General features: G+C 69.4%; 15 protein-coding genes. 3 read left to right on the forward strand and 12 right to left on the reverse strand.

What is annotated here, in order from left to right; translation table 11 throughout:
* Positions 1 to 326: 326 nt before the first annotated feature.
* The 4 genes from ACLJWH_RS01810 to ACLJWH_RS01825 form a co-directional block, all read right to left on the reverse strand.
* Positions 327 to 1,595, reverse strand: a complete 1,269-nt coding sequence (locus tag ACLJWH_RS01810) for a glycoside hydrolase 5 family protein (RefSeq protein WP_411139733.1) — start codon at positions 1,593 to 1,595, stop codon at positions 327 to 329.
* A gap of 124 nt (positions 1,596 to 1,719) precedes the next feature.
* A complete protein-coding gene (locus ACLJWH_RS01815; protein ID WP_052860067.1) occupies positions 1,720 to 2,541 on the reverse strand; it encodes a carbohydrate ABC transporter permease in 822 nt (273 codons plus the stop codon).
* A gap of 131 nt (positions 2,542 to 2,672) precedes the next feature.
* A complete protein-coding gene (locus ACLJWH_RS01820) occupies positions 2,673 to 3,551 on the reverse strand; it encodes a carbohydrate ABC transporter permease (protein WP_411139905.1) in 879 nt (292 codons plus the stop codon).
* A gap of 97 nt (positions 3,552 to 3,648) precedes the next feature.
* Positions 3,649 to 4,950, reverse strand: coding sequence for an ABC transporter substrate-binding protein (locus tag ACLJWH_RS01825; RefSeq protein WP_411139734.1), 1,302 nt, complete (start codon positions 4,948 to 4,950; stop codon positions 3,649 to 3,651).
* Positions 4,951 to 5,490: 540 nt separating this feature from the next.
* On the opposite strand from ACLJWH_RS01825, the gene ACLJWH_RS01830 reads away from it, so the two are divergent.
* Positions 5,491 to 6,627: a LacI family DNA-binding transcriptional regulator gene (locus ACLJWH_RS01830; protein WP_411139735.1), complete on the forward strand. Its 1,137-nt coding sequence runs from the start codon at positions 5,491 to 5,493 to the stop codon at positions 6,625 to 6,627.
* Positions 6,628 to 6,872: 245 nt separating this feature from the next.
* A complete protein-coding gene (locus tag ACLJWH_RS01835) occupies positions 6,873 to 7,277 on the forward strand; it encodes a VOC family protein (RefSeq protein WP_411139736.1) in 405 nt (134 codons plus the stop codon).
* Positions 7,278 to 7,719: 442 nt separating this feature from the next.
* Here the strand turns inward: ACLJWH_RS01835 and ACLJWH_RS01840 are convergent, their stop codons facing one another.
* The 3 genes from ACLJWH_RS01840 to ACLJWH_RS01850 all read right to left on the reverse strand — a co-directional run bounded on the left by ACLJWH_RS01840 (position 7,720) and on the right by ACLJWH_RS01850 (position 10,504).
* Positions 7,720 to 8,175 carry a spore-associated protein A gene (locus ACLJWH_RS01840; RefSeq protein ID WP_411139737.1) on the reverse strand — a complete coding sequence of 152 codons (456 nt, stop codon included), beginning with the start codon at positions 8,173 to 8,175 and terminating at the stop codon, positions 7,720 to 7,722.
* Positions 8,176 to 8,592: 417 nt separating this feature from the next.
* The gene (locus tag ACLJWH_RS01845) at positions 8,593 to 9,447 is read right to left on the reverse strand and encodes a lysozyme (protein ID WP_411139738.1); all 855 of its coding nucleotides are present in this window, start codon (positions 9,445 to 9,447) and stop codon (positions 8,593 to 8,595) included.
* 421 nt (positions 9,448 to 9,868) lie between these two features.
* Positions 9,869 to 10,504: a transglycosylase SLT domain-containing protein gene (locus ACLJWH_RS01850; protein ID WP_411139739.1), complete on the reverse strand. Its 636-nt coding sequence runs from the start codon at positions 10,502 to 10,504 to the stop codon at positions 9,869 to 9,871.
* 827 nt (positions 10,505 to 11,331) lie between these two features.
* Here ACLJWH_RS01850 and ACLJWH_RS01855 point away from each other — a divergent pair.
* Positions 11,332 to 11,523 carry a hypothetical protein gene (locus ACLJWH_RS01855; RefSeq protein WP_411139740.1) on the forward strand — a complete coding sequence of 64 codons (192 nt, stop codon included), beginning with the start codon at positions 11,332 to 11,334 and terminating at the stop codon, positions 11,521 to 11,523.
* 149 nt (positions 11,524 to 11,672) lie between these two features.
* On the opposite strand, the gene ACLJWH_RS01860 is transcribed toward ACLJWH_RS01855, so the two are convergent.
* From ACLJWH_RS01860 to ACLJWH_RS01880, 5 genes are all read right to left on the reverse strand, one after another.
* Positions 11,673 to 12,374 carry a transglycosylase SLT domain-containing protein gene (locus tag ACLJWH_RS01860; protein ID WP_411139741.1) on the reverse strand — a complete coding sequence of 234 codons (702 nt, stop codon included), beginning with the start codon at positions 12,372 to 12,374 and terminating at the stop codon, positions 11,673 to 11,675.
* Between the two features lie 927 nt (positions 12,375 to 13,301).
* A complete protein-coding gene (locus ACLJWH_RS01865) occupies positions 13,302 to 13,862 on the reverse strand; it encodes an SRPBCC domain-containing protein (RefSeq protein WP_411139742.1) in 561 nt (186 codons plus the stop codon).
* A complete protein-coding gene (locus tag ACLJWH_RS01870; protein WP_411139743.1) occupies positions 13,859 to 14,758 on the reverse strand; it encodes an alpha/beta fold hydrolase in 900 nt (299 codons plus the stop codon). Before ACLJWH_RS01870 ends, ACLJWH_RS01865 begins: the two co-directional genes overlap by 4 nt.
* Positions 14,759 to 14,915: 157 nt before the next feature.
* Positions 14,916 to 16,157, reverse strand: coding sequence for a beta-ketoacyl-[acyl-carrier-protein] synthase family protein (locus ACLJWH_RS01875; RefSeq protein WP_411139744.1), 1,242 nt, complete (start codon positions 16,155 to 16,157; stop codon positions 14,916 to 14,918).
* Positions 16,154 to 16,387 carry an acyl carrier protein gene (locus tag ACLJWH_RS01880; protein ID WP_411139745.1) on the reverse strand — a complete coding sequence of 78 codons (234 nt, stop codon included), beginning with the start codon at positions 16,385 to 16,387 and terminating at the stop codon, positions 16,154 to 16,156. Before ACLJWH_RS01880 ends, ACLJWH_RS01875 begins: the two co-directional genes overlap by 4 nt.
* Positions 16,388 to 17,535: the final 1,148 nt, after the last annotated feature.

Here is a 17,535-nt window from a genome sequence, read left to right on the forward strand (position 1 = left end):
GCGCGCACCGCTCGGCGAGCGGCACCGTCGCCGTGTTGAACGCCAGGTCACGGTCGCCCTCGGGCGTCCACGCGGCCGGGCTCCGCCAGGTGATGCCGGCCCCGGGCATGCCGGACGGCAGCGAGTCGGGGAACCAGTACGACGCGTACGGCTGCAAGGAGTCCACCGCACGGGCCGCGGACCGGCCCGCGGCCCGCGCCGTGCCGCCCCCGAGGGACGGCCCGAGCGGGGCGGCCGCGGCACCCGCCCCGGCCGGCACCACACGGCGGCGGGACAGCGGGAACGGCTGCTGGTGCATCATGTGCTCCTCCGGAGGCGGACGGCGGTCAGCCGACCTCGTCGGGCGTGCAGACCTCGGTGATGCCACGTGCCGTCAAATGTGCAGCATCGGAGGCCAGCTCGGCCAGTACGAGAGCCGGCCGCGCACCCTGGGCGGTGAGCTTCGCCCAGGCTTCGAAGACGGCACCGCCGGGCGCGCACACCGAACGGTGCGCCGCGGCCTCGATGCCCCCGGCGTCGACCACCAGCGCGGTGCTGCGCACCTGCGGCCGGTGGGTGCGGCCCCGCCACTCCTCGACCAGCGCGGCGATCGCCCGGCCGGCCGGCTTGACCTCCCGGTCGTTGGTGAGCAGGCCCAGGCTGTACTCCAGCTCGGGGAAGTCCGCCAGCGACCGGGACACGTCGTGCGAGCACCACCAGGTGACGCCCCAGACGTCCGGGCAGTCCAGCGCGTTGACGACGGTCGCCTCGGTGAAGTGCGCCGCCCGGTCCGCGGGGATGTGCGGGGCCGGCGCGCCGACCTCCTGGAGCCACACCGGGCGGTGCGGGTCCACGGCCCATGCCTTGGACAGCTCGATCAGATACGCGGCGTGGTGCTCGGTGGCGACCGCGTCGGTGCCGTGCCGCTGCGCGGTGCCGTTGAACACCCACGAGTGGACGGCCGTCACGGCGCCCTGCCGGGCGGCCTGGGCGGGCGTGAACGGGTGGGCGTCGAGGTACCAGGCGGCGTCGTACTCGGCGTGCAGATGCAGCCGGCCGGGGGCGCCCTGCTCACAGGCGGCCAGCATCCGCTCCAGCCATGCCGCGGCCTGGTCGTGGGTGATGCGGTCGGGGTCCGGGTGCGGGCGGTCCGAGAACTGGTTGATCTCGTTGCCGAGCGTCATCCCCAGGAAGTTGGGCCGGTCGGCCAGCGCGGCGGCCAGCGTCCGCAGGTACTCCTCCTGGCCGGAGAGCACCTCGGGGTCGCTGAAGATGTTGCGGCGGTGCCAGGTCTGCGTCCAGGCGGGCAGGAAGTCGAAACTCGACAGATGGCCCTGGAGCCCGTCGACGTTGACGTCGAGTCCGCGCTCGGCGGCCGCGTCCGCCAACTGCACCAGCTGCTCCACGGCGCGCGGCCTGATCAGGGTGCGGTTGGGCTGGAAGACCGGCCAGAGCGGGAAGACCCGGATGTGGTCCAGACCGAGTGCGGCGATGGAGTCGAGGTCGGCGCGTACGGCGTCCAGGTCGAAGTCCAGCCAGTGGTGGAACCACCCCTGGGAGGGCGTGTAGTTGGCGCCGAAGCGCAGCGGGCGGTGGGCGGTGTCCTGCACGGGCATAGAGATTCCTGTGAATACGGGTGTGGTGCGGTGCGGGCGCCGCGGGTGGTGAGGTGGGAAAGCGTGGCGCGGTGCGGCGGGTGAACGGACGGAGGGTGTGCCCCGGTGGTGCGGGGCACACCGGTCAGCCCTTGACGGCTCCTTCGCCGACGCCGCGGAAGAAGTAGCGCTGGAGACAGGCGAACATCACGATCAGCGGGAGCACCGCGATGATGGTGCCGGCCGCGACCAGCCGCTGGTTGTCCGCGAACGTGCCGTGCAGGAAGTTCAGCCCGATGGTCAGGGTGAAGTTCGACTGGTCGCTCAGCACGATCAGCGGCCACAGGAAGTCGTCCCAGGCCCCCATGAAGGAGAAGATCGCGACGACCGCGAGGGTGCCCTTGACCGACGGCAGCGCGATCCGGGTGAACCGCTGCCAGGCGTTGGCACCGTCGACGAAGGCGGCCTCCTCGACCTCGTACGGCAGCCCCGCGAACGCGTTGCGCATCAGCAGGACGTTCATCGCCCCGATACAGCCGGGCAGCAGCACCCCGATGAGGGTGTTGTTGAGCTGGATGTCCCGCATCGTCACGAACTGGGCGATCATGATGCTCTCGACCGGCACCAGCATCGCCATCATGAAGACGACCATCGCGGTCTTGCGGCCCCGGAAGCGCATCCGGGCCAGGGCGTAGCCCGCCAGCGCCGCGCCCACACAGTTGGTGAGCACGTTCGCGGTGGCGACCTTGAGGGAGTTCAGCGCGAAGTCCCAGACCGGGATGATCTTCGCGACCTCGCCGTAGCTCTTCAGGGTGGGGTCGTGCGGGATCAGGCTCGGCGGATAGCTGTAGATGTCCTCGCCGGGACCCTTGAGCGAGGTGGACAGCTGCCACAGGAAGGGCCCGACGGTCAGCGCCAGCACGGCGAGCAGCAGGACATAGCGCAGTACCAGCTGCCACGTCGGCATCCGGCGGCCCTGATCCTGCTCACGGTCCCCGCGCCGCTTCTTGCTCCTGCGCCGCGTCGTGCTCCCGTGCGCCGGTCCGCGTCCGCGACCGCCCTGCCGCGCGGTCCGCGGCTCCTGCTCGGTCGTGACACTCATGCGTCCTCCTTGCGGTTGGCACGCATCACCAGAAGCATCAGGCCGAGCGTGATGACGAAGACCACCACGGACAGCGCCGAGGCGTAGCCGACCCGGCCGCTGAGGCCCGTGCCGACCTGCTGGACGAGCATCACCAGGGTGGTGTCCTCACCGGCGGGGCCGCCGGACGGTCCCGCCATCAGATAGACCTCGGAGAACACCTTGAAGGCACCGACCGACGAGAGCGCGGCCACCAGCACCATCGTGGAGCGCACCGCGGGCACGGTGACGGTCATGAAGCGCCGGAACGCTCCCGCACCGTCCACCGCGCACGCCTCGTGCAGCTCCCTGGGGACGTTGGCGAGCGCCGCCAGGTAAATGATCATGTAGTAGCCGAGGCCCTTCCAGACCGTGACTCCTATCGAGCTGAGCAGCAGCAGCCAGGGATCGCTGAGGAAGCCGACCTTGCCGAAGCCGACCGTCTCCAGCACCGCGTTGATCAGCCCGCGGTCGTCCAGCAGCCAGACCCAGATCAGCCCCACCACGACGACCGATGCGACGACGGGGGTGTAGAACGCGGACCGGAAGAAGGTGATCCCGGGGATGTGCCGCTGGACGAGCATGGCCAGCAGCAGCGGCAGGATCACCAGCAGCGGTACGGCTCCCACGACGTACAGCAGGCTGTTACGCAGTCCCGTCCAGAACATCGCGTCATGGATCAGTTCCTGGTAGTTGGCGCCGCCGACGAACTCCCCCTTGGTGAGGGTGCGGTCGTTGGTGAAGGAACTCACCACGGTGCTCAGGAACGGATACAGGCTGAAACCAGCCACAATCAGCAGTCCGGGGGCCAGGAACAGCCAGGGACTTGACGGCAGATGCGTACGGATCCCGCGGATCCGTTGCTTCGCCGTGCCCGGCGGCGGGGTGCCGGCCGGGCCGGAGACCGCGGCGGGCTTGCCCCGCGGCGTCGTATCGGTCTTCACGGTGTGTGCCTCAGTTTGTCTTGAGCAGGCGGTTGCACTCGGCGACGGCGCCGTCCAGAGCGTCCTTGGGGGACTGCTTGCCCTGTACGGCCTTGGCCACGGCGTTGCGCAGCACGGTCTTCATCTGGTCACTGAGCAGCACCGGCGTGTAGTTCACCGCGTCCTTGAGGGACTTGGCCGAGGCCACCCGCACACGGGTCGCGTCGGTGCCGTCCTCCTTGGCGAAGTACGGGTCGTCCAGCGAACCCTTGGTGCTCGGGAAGATCGTGACCTTCTTGGCGAAGGACATCTGGTTGTCCTTGTCGGTGACGAAGTGCGCGAACGCGACGGCCGCCGGCTTGACCTTGCTCTGCGCGTTCACCATCAGGCCCTGCACATACATGTTGGCCTTGCCGGTGTTGTTGACGTTGTCCGTGATGCCCACGTTCTTGTAGAGGCTCGGGGCCTCCTTCTTGAACTTGTCCAGGTCGAGCGCGCTGCCCGGGTTCATGGCCACGGACTGCTGCTGGAACTTGCGCCCGGCGGACTCGGCCTGCGCGGTGAGCGCCTGGGAGTCCAGCGCTCCGGCCTCGTACAGGTCCTTGAAGTGCTGGAGCAGCTCGACGCCCTTGAGCTCGTTGAAGGTGAACTCCGTGCCCTGGTCGTTCATCAGCCGCACGCCGTAGCGCCCGAAGTCCTCGATCGACGGGGTGCTCGCGAGCATCGCGATCTTGCGGTCGCTCTTCTCCGCCATCGTGATGGCGTTCTCGAAGAGCTGGTCGTACGTCTTCGGCGGCTTCTCCGGGTCGAGACCGGCCTGCTTGAACAGGTCCTTGTTGTAGAACATCGGGCCGGTGTTCAGGTACCAGGGGAAGGCGTAGACGCCCTTCATGCCCGGCATCTCCTGGCTCTTCCAGGCCCCGTCGAGATACTCGCCGCGGTATTTACCGGCGGCCTTTTCCAGATCGAGTGCGAGCCCGGCCTTGGCCAGCGGGTAGGCGAGGTCCGGCGACACATTGACGACGTCGGGGAGCGTACCGCCGGCGGCGTCGGCGCTCAGCTTCTGCGGGTAGCCCTCGGCCGGCTGGTCGATCCACTTCACCTTGGCGCCCGGATACTTCTTCTCGAAGTCCGCGATGACGCCTTCGAAATAGTCCTTGAAATTGGCCTTGAGGTTCCAGGTCTGGAACGTCACCTGACCCTCGACCTTGCCCGTCACCTCGCCCGAGGCGTCGGAGCCCCCAGAGCTGCCCGATGCCCCGCACGCGGTGAGGGCGAGTGCCGATGTGACCAGGACCGCGGTGGCGGCAGCTGCTCGACGGGATATACGCATGCTGGCGGGCTCCTTTGCTCGGACCAGAACCATGTCTAATTGTTTTGCGGCAGCCGTCGACGATGCGACTGATGCCTGCGTGACGTCTTCCGGATCGATCCGGCGTTGCGTCAGAATCCTGCTGGGACAGGCGAAAACATGAGACGCGCATGTCCCGTCACCGACCAGGACGACCCCTTTCCTGCGGGCCCTCGGGTGGTGATGCGGCAGACGGTACTAATGCGTTTTAGTAGGTGTCAATACCCCAGCTACCAGCGATTGTCGGGAGATCGGTAACGGATTGGTCACCGACTGGTCACCTGTCGGCTTCCGGCCGGTCGCCCAGCGGGTGACCTGCGGCTTCGTCCCCGGTATGCCGTGTATGCGCGCCCTTTCGACGACCCAGATACACGGAATGCTGACACATCGTTTGACATGCCCCGAGACGCTGATCACACTGGGGCGCACTAATGCGGTTTAGGTCGCGGTCCCGGAGCTGTCCCCCGCACCTCCGTATCCACCGCACGAGACGCGTCCGACCCACCGCACGAGGAGCCCGCCATGACAGCGCCCGGTGAGGCCGCCCGCCGTAAGCCGGCGCGCCGGCCCACGATCAAGGACATCGCCCGCCGCGCCGGAGTGTCGGAGAGCGCCGTCTCCTTCGCGCTCAACGACCGGCCCGGCGTCTCGCAGGACACCCGCGCCCGGGTACGCCGCGTCGCGGAGGAACTCGGCTGGCAGGCCAACAGCGCCGCCCGCGCGCTCTCCGGCGAACGGGCCGGCTGCGCGGGCCTGGTGCTCGCCCGCCCCGCCCGCACACTGGGCGTGGAGTCCTTCTTCCTCCAGCTCGTCTCCGGCATCCAGGAAGTGCTCTCGGCGCGCAACATCGCACTCCTCTTCCAGGTGGTGGAGGATCTCGACACCGAATGCGCCGTCTACCGGCGCTGGTGGGCCGAACGACGGGTGGACGGCGTCCTCGTCGTCGACCCGCGCAGCGACGACCCGCGGCCGGAACTGCTGGCCTCCCTCGGACTGCCCGCGGTCATCGTAGGCGGCCCCGCCGGCCTCGGCGCACCGGGTGCCGCACCGGCCGGCCAGGACGCGGCGGGCGCCGGACCGGCCCCGCACCCGGCGGCCGCACCGCCGCTGCACTCCACCGTCTGGGCCGACGACTCCAGGGCCATGGCCTGCGTTCTCGACCACCTCTACGGGCTCGGCCACCGCCGGATCGTGCATGTCGCAGGGATGCCGGGGCTCGCCCACACCGAACGCCGGATCCGCTCGCTGCGCGCCGAGGCGGATCTGCGGGGCCTCGACGAACGGCACGTCCGGTCGGTGACCACCGACTACTCCGACGCCGAAGGGGCCGAAGTCACCCGCCACATCCTCGACGCGGCCGAACCGCCCACGGCGATCATCTACGACAACGACGTGATGGCCGTGGCCGGCGCCTCGGTCGCCGCCGGGCGTGGCATCCCCGTACCGGGCAGCCTGTCGATCGTGGCCTGGGACGACTCGGCACTGTGCCGGGTCACCCACCCCCGGCTGACCGCCCTGGTCCGCGACACCGCCGGCTTCGGCCGGCTCGCCGCCCGGGAACTGCTCGCCGTCCTCGACGGCGGACCGCTGCGCACCGTACAGGGCGAACTGCCGCATCTGGAGGCCCGGGAGAGCACGGCGACGGCGACCGCACCGTAGCCCGCCGGGTGTGCCCCGTGCCTGCTGCACCCCGCACCGAAAGGGATCGGGGAGCGGGCCGGGAACGGTTGCACTGCCGGGGCTCCGGCGCCGCGCACGGCGCCCGGGGCGGACCGGCCGGGGGCGGGCCCGCCCGTGACAACCGTGATGGATCATGGTGGGATCACGGTACGGCATCGCGCGTCGGTCACCGGCCGGGTGAGGCGTGGAGGTGGCCGGGAGATGCCTTGTGGAGGCATTGCACCGTGTCAGTCGAGTTGAATCACACCATCGTTTTCGCCCGGGACAACCGGGCTTCCGCCGAATTTCTGGCGAACATCCTTCATCTGCGGGCCGGTACGGCGTGGGGCCCCTTCGTCCCTGTCGCCACCGACAACGGCGTCACCCTGGACTTCGCCACCGCCGACCCCGAAACGATCCTTCCGCAGCACTACGCCTTCCTCATCTCCGAGGAGGAGTTCGACGCGGCGTTCGCCCGCATCCAGGACGCCGGGATCGCGTACTACGCCGACCCGCACATGAAGCAGCCGGGCGAGATCAACCACCACCACGGCGGGCGCGGCGTGTACTTCCTGGATCCGGCCGGCCACGGAATGGAAATCCTCACCCAGCCGTACGGCAGCCACGGAACGTCCCCATCGGACGCGTGAACCGCACCGCCGTGCGGTGAACGGCCGACGAGGGAACGGCCGGTGCGGCGACCCGCTCACGAGGCGGACCGCCCCCGGTGAGAGGTGGTGCGGACCGGCGAGGCCCGTACTGCCCGCTCTCCAGCCCTCCAACTTGCCTGACTTGTAAGCCACTTACGAGCGGGGAGCGAAGGCCGGGGACATCGGACCGGCGCCGGCCGCTTCCGGGTTCGCGCCCTCCGCAGGACCGGTCCGGAGCCCTCCTTCCTCCGGCAGGAGGGCATCACCGTGATCGACTACCGGCCCGTCCACCGAGCCCGGTCCGGACCGGCGCCCCTCGGCGGATCGTCGCTACGCGAACGGCGGGTTCCCGGGCACGCGATGCCCGGGAACCCGCTGTCGGATCCGCTCAGTCGTGCGTCACCGTCACACCGCACCACTCAGCCGTGCCCCACCGCGACGCTCAGTGGTGCGTCACCGCCCCGGCGGCCAGCCGGCCGCAGTTCGAACCGGAGATGTCGACGCCGACGGTCTCGATCGTGCCGCCCCAGTTCACACATCGGCCCTTGGCGGCCAGGTAAATCGGTCCCGCGTAGGACGTGTAATTACCCCTGTCCTGAACGGTGGTGGAGTTCGGCTCGGTCGTTTCGAGATAGGCGTATATGTGTACGGCCTTGCCGGTGCTGTTCCGCTGCGTGATGACGCAGTTCTTCCCGGTCTTCGCGCTGTACGTCAGATACACCGTTCCCTTTCCGGTGACGGGTATGGAATTCACTACGCTGTAGCCGCTTCCGCAAGCGCCGTTGTACGCGGCGGTGGTGCGTGCCGGAGCGGCCGACGCGGTGGTGGCCGTCGCCATCGTGGCGATACTCGCCAGGGCGAGCACTGCGGATCCTGCGACGGTCCGGGAACGCTTCATGGGAATACCCCCGTTGGGTGAGGTACTTCGCGTGGCCTTTTCGTAGTGTTGGACACCGGCCGGCCGGGGATGGTTGTACTCCCGTCGGCGAAGTTCCGCCCGCTCCTCCGGCAGCTCGGCTCCCCACGCCTCAAGTGAAGCCTGGGTGCGGGGCGTTATCCCACCTCAGCGCGAATTCCCCGCCGTCCGGCAAGAGTTGATGAAGGAAAAAACAGCCGAAGATGATGATGAAATCGGCGCCGTCCGACCGCCCGACCGCCCGATCTTCCGGCCGTCACACGGCACTCGCTCCGCGTGTCCCCGCCCGTCGCTCCACAGGATCACGACCGGAGCGGCAACGGCCGGTCCCCGGCACCTCCTCGGGTGCCGGGGACCGGCCGTGCCAGTGACCGCCGGGGCGGCCGCTCGCGAGAGCTGTCAGCCGTTCGCGAGCGCCTTCAGGCGGCTGTAGGCGCCGTTGAAGCGGTTGCGGTCGCCGACAGTCTGGCCGGTGGACGTGTACTGCCAGATGGTGTGGTACTTCCAGCCGGCCGGCAGTGTGCCCACGGAAGTGCCGTACCGCGGGACCCACAGGGGGTTCGTCCGGCCGAACTTGCCGGAATCCTCGGTGCACTGCTTCCACCAGTTGGCGGAGGTGTAGATGACCGCGTCGCGGCCGGTCTTCTCCCGGTACGTCTTGAAGAACTCCGCGATCCAGCTGACCATCGCCGAGGCGCTCTTGCCGTAGCAGGTGTCGCCGTAGGGGTTGTACTCCATGTCGAGCGCCCCGGGCAGCGTCCTGCCGTCCTTGGTCCAGCCGCCACCGTGGTGCGCGAAGTACGTCGCCTGCTCGGCACCGCTGGAGTGGTCGGGCAGCGCGAAGTGATACGCGCCATGGATCATGTCGGCGTCGTAGGCGCCCTTGTACTGCTGGGTGAAGTACGGGTTCTTGTAGCTCGTGCCCTCCGTGGCCTTGACGTACGCGAAGCGCACACCGCTCTCGCGCATCGCCGGCCAGTCGACGTCGCCGTTGTGGCTGGAGACGTCCACGCCGGACACGCTCGCGGACGTGGTCCGTGGCTCGGAGCCGGTGGCGCGCTGGCCGCCCTCGTGGGCGGCGATCGTGGAGCCCATCCAGTCCTGCTCCGGGTGGGCGGGGACCTTCCTCGTATCCGCCGCTCCAGCGGTGCCGGGCAGCGCGAGGGGCAGAACGAGCACGGAGAAGAGAGAAGCGAGAGTTCCGGCCGCAAGAGGGAGTGTGCGGCGGGCCGGACCGGATCTGCGCAAGGGCATCGCGTGCCTCCGAGAGCCTTCGGTTGGGTCAGGTTCGGCAGTTTTTGAGCAGAATCCTGCCGATAAGAAGACTTATACGCTCAACTGCTCACTCTCCTGACCCAACAGGCCGTCAGGCCCCCGACGGGCCCGGCCTTGTCACCCGTCTGGCCGTCATAACCGCTCCTGGCGGCGCGATCTGACCCGGTCCGGACCGGCCCGATCTGATCCGACCTGGACCCACGGTGCTCACCGCGGACGCAGAAACGGGCCCCGGTGTACCGGGGCCCGCTCCTGTGCGCAGCGGCGAACGCGCCATTCCGCCGCTTCGCCGACTACGTCGATGTGCTCTTGTCAGCCGACTCGTTCGAGGTCGGCGCCGTCATGCTCACCTGCGTCAGTCTCTGTTCCGGCTCGTGTTCCGCTTTCCGGGTGTGGTGGCTCAGTATGCGGAGTTGACGTTGTCGATGGAGCCGTAGCGGTGGGCCGCGTAGTTGGCTGCGGCGGTGATGTTGGCGATGGGGTCGGTGAGCTTTTTGGCGGTGCCTTCGACGTGGTAGGTGTCGAAGGTGGGCTGGATCACCTGGAGGAGTCCCTTGGAGGGGATTCCGTTGATGGCGTTGATGTCCCAGTCGTTGACGGCGTTGGGGTTGCCGCTGGACTCGCGCATGATGTTGCGGTGCAGGCCCTCGTAGCTGCCGGGTATGCCCTTGGACTGCATGATGTCGAGGGAGGTACGGATCCAGCCGTCGAGGTTGTCCGGGCGCTGGGTGGCCTGCTCGGCGGCCTTCCTGGCGGAGTTGTCCTGCTTGGCGACAGCGGTCACCTTGATGCCGTCGGCGACGGACGAGCTGTCCGCCCCGTCGGCCGTGCCGGCGCCGGCCTTCGGCGCGACGGGCAGGCCGTTGGCGCTGACGGGCTTGACCGCGGCCGGCGCGTGGGAGGCGGTGGTCTGCGCGTTGCTGGGCTCCGCCGTGGCGGCCAGGGCGGTGGTGGCGCCGGCGGCGACCAGGACGACGGTGGCGACCTTGTGGGCCCGGGTGACGCGGGCGGTGCGGGGCAGGTTGAAGCTCAGCATGCGGAGTGACCTCTTCCAGGTGCTTGTGGGGCGGGGAGGCGGCCTTCGGCGGCGCGTGTGGGACCGAGGGGCATGGCCGCGTTCGCCGTTCTGGCGGAAGTCGCAGGCTCGTTCTCGGTGCTACCCGAACCATGGTTAACGCGGCTCGGGGATGGTGGCAAAGGTGTGACGTACTACCTATCTTCGTGAGATGGCCTGAGATGTCCTAGTTTGCGGCCTTGTTTGGTGGTGTAGCGCCGGAATCGTCGCGACTAGCCGGGTTCGTACGTGACGTGGCTCCTGTGCGCGGCGTCACCTGGCGGGGGCTTCGGAACCCCTTCCCGTGGCACCCCGAAGTGACCTGCTTCACCTGCGGATTGCGTGCCTCGTCCGCCTCGACTGCCTCGTTCACCGCTTCTGCCGCCTCCGCTGCTTTCGCTGCTTTCGCGCCGAATGAAGCCGGGAGTGAGGGCGAGGCCACCGGATTCGATTGGCCCCTGCTGCCGTCAATCGCCCTCGGCCGCCTTTGACCACCGTGGAACGGTCCTTGACCGGAAAGAGTTCGGACGGGCGGAAGTCCCCATGGGCCGCGACAGCGCAACGGCAACGGCGGGCCAAACCGCGAGACCGGCATCGAGACCGGCATCGAGACCGGTATGGGGATCGGTATGGGGATCGGCATGCCGCCCCGTATCGCGAGAGCCGCTGTAAGGCGGAGAGGCTGTACCGCGATAAGGCGGCGAATCTGGTCCGTTCGTAGCAGTGACCGGACTGTCGAATGGCCGGCCGGTCCCCCTTCCCGGAAAGTGGAACCGCTCTTAGTAGTCACTCACCGTAGGGAAAAGAACATGTTTCGTCGTCTCGCCGTAATTCTCATGGGCCTGCTCGCCGCGGTATTCCTCGCTACCGGTGCCGCGGCCGCAGCGCCTGCCGATGACACGGACCTCACCCCCAGGGAAAGGGCTGGTCTCCATTTCGCGGGCGACCTGCTCGGCGCCCTCTTCGGCGGCGGTTCACCGCATCACGACCGCGGATACTGACACCCGGCCGAACGCCACGAAGGCGTAGCGGGGGAAACGACAGGAACGGCGATGGTCCTACCCGCGTCATGCGGGTAGGACCATCGCCGTTCGACCAGGCTGCGTCGGCCTCTGTTCCGGCTCGTGTTCCGCTTTCCGGGTGTGGTGGCTCAGTATGCGGAGTTGACGTTGTCGATGGAGCCGTAGCGGTGGGCCGCGTAGTTGGCTGCGGCGGTGATGTTGGCGATGGGGTCGGTGAGCTTTTTGGCGGTGCCTTCGACGTGGTAGGTGTCGAAGGTGGGCTGGATCACCTGGAGGAGTCCCTTGGAGGGGATTCCGTTGATGGCGTTGATGTCCCAGTCGTTGACGGCGTTGGGGTTGCCGCTGGACTCGCGCATGATGTTGCGGTGCAGGCCCTCGTAGCTGCCGGGTATGCCCTTGGACTGCATGATGTCGAGGGAGGTGCGGATCCAGCCGTCGAGGTTGTCCGCGTAGCGCGTAGGCGTGGTGGCCTTCGGAGTCGCCTTGGGCGCGGCGGCGACGGACTCGCCCGCACTGGCGCGCTTGGCGGCCTGCTGGGCGGCGTTGTCCTGCTCGGCGACGGCGGTCACCTTGATGCCGTCGGAGACGGACGAGGCGGACAGACTGTCGCTCTTCCCGGCCGTGGCGGAGTCGGCCTTCGGCGCGACCGGCATCCCGTTGGCGCTGACCGGCTTGACCACGGAGGGCGCGTCCGAGGCCACGGTGGCGGCGCTGCTGGGCGCCGCGGTGAAGGCGAGGGCGGCCGTGCAGCTCGCGGTGGCCACCAGCGCCGCGGAGATCTTGTGCGTGCGGGTGATGCGGGCGGGGCGGGGCAGAGAGAAACTGGGCATGCGGGGTGACCTCTTCCAGGTGCTGGTGGGGCGGGGAGGCGGCCTTCGGTGGCACGTGTGGGACCGAGGGGCATGGCCGCGTTCGCCTGCTCTGGCGGAAGTCGCCGGCTTGTTCTCGGTGCTACCGGAAACATGGTTAGCGCGTGTCCGAGACAGTGGCAAAGATGTGACGTACTACCCATCTTCGTGAGATGGGTGTCGAAAGCCGGGATTATGGCCGGTATTCCCTGAGCAGGCCCGGAATGCTATCGACTACGAAAGCTCGTACGTGACGTACGTCCTGTGCTTGGCGTCACCCGGCAGGGCTCCGCCATCCCCCGGCAAAAGCGTGCGGGAGTTACCTGGCTCACGTGCCGCATGGCTCCTGCGGTGACGAGAAATCCCCCGACCGGCGAAAAGGATCTACCTGACGACGTATCTCTCCCAAGAGGGAATTGCCCGGGGGAGAGGCATTTCCGGCGCGCCACATACTCCGGGGAGAGCGGGCTGTCTCGTGCGGCAGGGGGCCTTCGGGACACGGACGAGTTCCCCGCTGATGCCGCCACGGGCGATTCCGTACACGACCCCGCCGCCGGAAACCGTAGGAGGGCGGCCTGGAACCCGTAGGGGAGAACGGGGGTGAGGCGAGGGGTGACAGAGAGGACGCAACGGAGCGGATCGGACCGGTCGCGCCGAGTCACGCGGCGCCCGTCGCGATGCCGGCGCCGGGCCTCAACCCTCCAGAAGCCGGGCCGCGAGGTACTTGACGCGGGCGTGCCACGCGGCCGTCGCCGAATCCGTGTCGAAGCCCCGCGGGCCGGTCTGCGGGAGGACGCGGCGTGCACCGTGGCCGGCGCCCTGCTCCCGGCGGGCCTCGCCCTCCGAACGCCAGGCGTCCGCGAGCACCGCCGGTGCCCGTACCTCGGTGACGGGACCGGCCGGGATCCCCTACTCCGCGAACCCCTCCGGAGCGGGCGCTCCCGCCAACGGCTTGCCCTCCGTGGGCAGTTCGGCCCGGACGGTCTCGACGGGCCGTACGAGCTCACGCTCGAAACGGATCCGCGGTCCGCCCGCCGAGCCCTCGGCGACACCTCGGCCGAGGCCGATCTGCTCCGTGTACGCCTCGTGCGGTTCGCCCCGGTCGGGAGCCACGCAGACTGATTCCCCGTCGAGCAGCCGGGACAGGGCAGTGCGGCGCAGGTGCCGGCGAGAGGCGGAGCCGGCGCCGCCGAAGGTGTGGACCAGGGTCAGCGGCGTGCCGTCGCCATCCGGGGCAAGTTCCCAGCTCAGCTGACCCGCACCCCAGGTGAAGGCGAACAGCCGGGGCTCGTCGGCGCAGGTGATCGCGCCGGTCATGGCGGGCCTGCTCCGGCCCGCCACGGTGAACGTCATCGCCCCGCCGGGCCGGAGATCGACACCCACCTGGGACGGGAACCACTGCCCGAACCCCGAATACGCCGAACGGTATGGGCATGCGGCATCAGCTTCATCACTCTGCCCCGCCCTCACACACAGGCCGGGTCCCCGGCCGACAGTTCCCCGCGTACGGCCGGTGCGAGGCAGGGGGCCGAGCTGAGCGGCCCGTCGGTGAAGAAGCGGGCGGTTAAGTCGGCTACGTCCTGCGGGCGTTCGAGCACCACCCAGTGGTCCGCGTCGGGGACGGTGAGGAAGCGGCTGTTGGTGATGGTGGCCGCGAAGTCGCGCTGCCGTGCGGGGGAGGTCACCGTGTCGTGCTCACCACTGAAGACGAGCGTCGGTACGCCGGTCAGACCGCCGGAGAAGTCCGGCCGGTCCGTCAGCGCGCGGCGCAGCGAGTCGACGGCGTGCGGTGAGTGGCGGGCCGCGTGCAGCATCGACCGCCGGACGTAGCGGTAGGCCAGCCTGCGATGCGTGACGTACCGGTGCTCGTCGAGGCACATCAGCCCTTCGGTGACCATCGTGGCGAACGTGTCGGTGTCGCCGTGCGCGAGATGTTCGGCGGCCCGCTGCCACTGGTCCAGCTGCGCGGCGCTGATGTGTGCCGGCACACCGCCGAGGGCCAGCCGCGCGATGCGCCCGGGGAAGCGCTGGGCACAGCCGTACGCGAGGCCCGCGCCGTAGGAGAAACCGAAGAGATTGATCCGCGGGACGTCCAGGTCGACGATGATGCGCTCGATCGCCGCGCACAGGAGGTCGGCGCTCGGCCCCGGTGGCAGCGGATCGGCGCTCCCCATGCCGGGCAGGTCGGCGGTGACGACGTCCGCCACCGGCCCCACCCGGTCGTCCATCTGCGGCCAGCCGAACATCCCTTGCAGCGCGCCGCCCAGGGCCATGACCGGTTCGGTGCGCCGGTCCGGCTGCCGCAAGCGCCGGTAGGAGTAGCGCACGCCGCTCACGGACAAGGAGCGGATCGTTTCCTCGGACATGGTGGGTTCCTTCTCGGGGAGACCGTCGGGAGCGGGTGGCGCCGGCGTGCGCCGACGCGGTTCCGGCCGCCACGGTCGGCGGGTGCGAAACGAGGCGCGGCGCGCACCGATCGCGGACGGCAGCACCGACCGCGGACGGCGCGCGCCGCGCGGTGTACTAGCCGCGGGTCAGCACGAGCGCGGCGTTGTGTCCGCCGAAACCGAGCGACGTCTTGACCGCGCAGTCGAACGTCGCGGGGCGGGCCTCTTTGCGGACGATCTCGATCGGGATCTCCGGATCCGGCACATCGAGATTGACGGTCGGCGGCACCAACTGCTCCTCCAGCGCGAGCACGGTCAGCGCCGTCTCGATACCGCCGGCGGCGCCCAGCGTGTGCCCGGTCATCGCCTTGGTGGACGTGACCAGGGGGTGGGCTCCGAGCACCCGTTCCAGCACGGTGGCCTCGATGAGGTCGTTGATGACCGTCGAGGTGCCGTGCGCGTTGACATGGCCGACGTCGCCGGCCGTGATGTCCGCGTCCGCCAGCGCGGTACGCAGCGCCCGCTCGATCCCCTTGCCGTCCGGGTCCGGTGCCACGGCCGCGTAGGCATCGCTGGACGCGCCGTACCCCGACACGTGGGCGCGGATGGCCGCCCCACGGGCCCTGGCATGCTCGGGCCGCTCCAGTACCAGGATTCCGGCGCCTTCGCCGATGACGAAGCCGTCCCGTTCCACGTCGAACGGCCGGCAGGCCGCGGCAGGGTCCTCCCGACGGGTGGAGACCGCCTTCATCTGGCAGGCGCTGGCGACCAGCAGCCGGGAGCACACCGACTCCGCACCGCCCGCGATGGCGATATCGCAGACCCCGGCGCGCAGCAGCTGGTGCGCGGTGCCCAGCGCGACGGTGCCGGAGGAGCATGCGGTCGCCACGCCCAGACTGGGGCCCTGTGCGCCGAGGTCCATACAGACACTGCTGGCGGCGCTGTTGACCACGGCCAGCGGGGCGAGTTTGGGGGAGACCCGGCGTGCGCCGCGCCCCGACATGAGGACATGCTGTTGGTCGTAGAAGGGCAGCCCGCCGTGCGCGGAGCCGATGACGACAGCGACCCGGCTGCTGTCCCAGGCGTCTTGGTCCAGCCCGGCGTCCGCGACGGCTTCCCGCGCGGCGATCACCGCGAGCTGCGCGAAGCGGTCCATCATCCGCTGGGCGGCGATGCCGAGGACCGCGGTGGTGTCCAGACCCTCGATGGTGTACATGAAGTCGCAGGGCAGATCGGCGAGTTCCGCTTGTGGCCGCACTCCGCTCGGCGTGGAATCCTGAGTCACGGAATGCCAGGTGGCTTTCGCCCCCACGCCCGCCGCGGTCACCAGTCCCAGTCCTGTCACCGCTGCGGAGAACGGTGTCCGGCGGGCCGTCACGCGGCGACTTTGCCGTCGACGGCCGACACCAGCTGACCCACCGTGTCCCGGGACGTCAGGGCCACCTCTTCGAGGTCGATGTCCAGCCGGTCCTCGATGAGGAGCCGAAGCTCTTCCAGGGCCAGGGAGTCCATCCGCAGTTTGCGCAGCGGAGTCTCGGTGGTGACATCGGCCGGGTCTGCTCCGAATCGTTGGACCAGCAAGGTGTTGACAACTTCTGCCGCAATCACGTGGCACTCCTCCGCTTTTCGTAGGCGATGCTGCCAACCGCGTCCTGGCGGGTGCTCGCAGGCGGCTCGGGCTTGTTCGGCCACCCTTTATACGCCTTCGTCCCGAAGACTCCCCAACCTTGGTAGCTCAATGGGGTGATGAGCGAACCGGGAGGCGGGAGAGGCGCGCGGCCCCCTGTGCACAGGCCGCGGAGGGCACCTGCTTGTCCTAACGTCATGGGCCGACGCGAAGGTACGGCCCGGAAGGGAGGTATGAGCGGGACGAGAGGTGCGGTCGGGACGGGATCGGGCGGGACCGGACAGGGCCGGACGGGATCGGATGGAAGGTGTGGTCGGCCGGAAGGAACGGTCCGGATGTTGACGGTCTCCGGGCTGTCGCCTTCAGCTCGCGATCGCCCGTCCCGGACGCCCTGTCACCAGACCTTTCGGGGCGCCGACCTGGTGGGCCGGATTCCGTTTCGCGGAGCGGCGGGGGAGGCGTCTCTGCCGGCTCCCGTCGCGTCGGATGACGAACCGCAGGCGACGGTGCCGGGCGAGACCCGGCTCATCCGGAGTGGCGTCGGCTCTGCGCTGGTTCTGCGTCGGCTCTACGGCGGGTCTGCGCACGCCCTATGGCGGGTCGATGCCGGTTCGGTGGCGCTTCGGTGGCGGTCCGTTGCTGGTTCAATTGCGGGCGCCTCGGCGAAAATGTCCGTGCGCCGCCCGTCGTCGTCATGGCGCCTGACGTCCGGTGCCGGGCGCTGCGCGGCGACTCCGCAGACGATGGCGGACGAGGCGCCGGCGCCGGAGCGGGGCTGCGCGGCCGGCGTCCGAGTATCAGAGGACGAGCGCTGGTACTCGCCAACGCCCATTCCGCCGCGCTTCGAGGGCGACTGTCGGGTCCGGACCCGCCCGGACCGCCCGTACGCCATCCGTCGGCCGGCCCCACCCGCGGTCGTCCGGGCCCGCCGACCACCGCCTTCGTCGACGTCGTCCATGCCGCGCCGTACGTACTGCCGTGGCATGCGCGCGAACAACTGCGGATGGGGGATGTCTGACGCGTGGCGTGATGCTGGTGCACCAACTCTCGCTGGATGTCGAAGGGTTGGGTGGGCGAAGGAATGGGAGTGCCTCGGCTGAATGGTCGGAGATATCCGTTCGGTGAGGGT

The sequence above is a fragment of the Streptomyces sp. x-80 genome, from assembly GCF_046549095.1.
Taxonomy (GTDB): domain Bacteria; phylum Actinomycetota; class Actinomycetes; order Streptomycetales; family Streptomycetaceae; genus Streptomyces; species Streptomyces celluloflavus.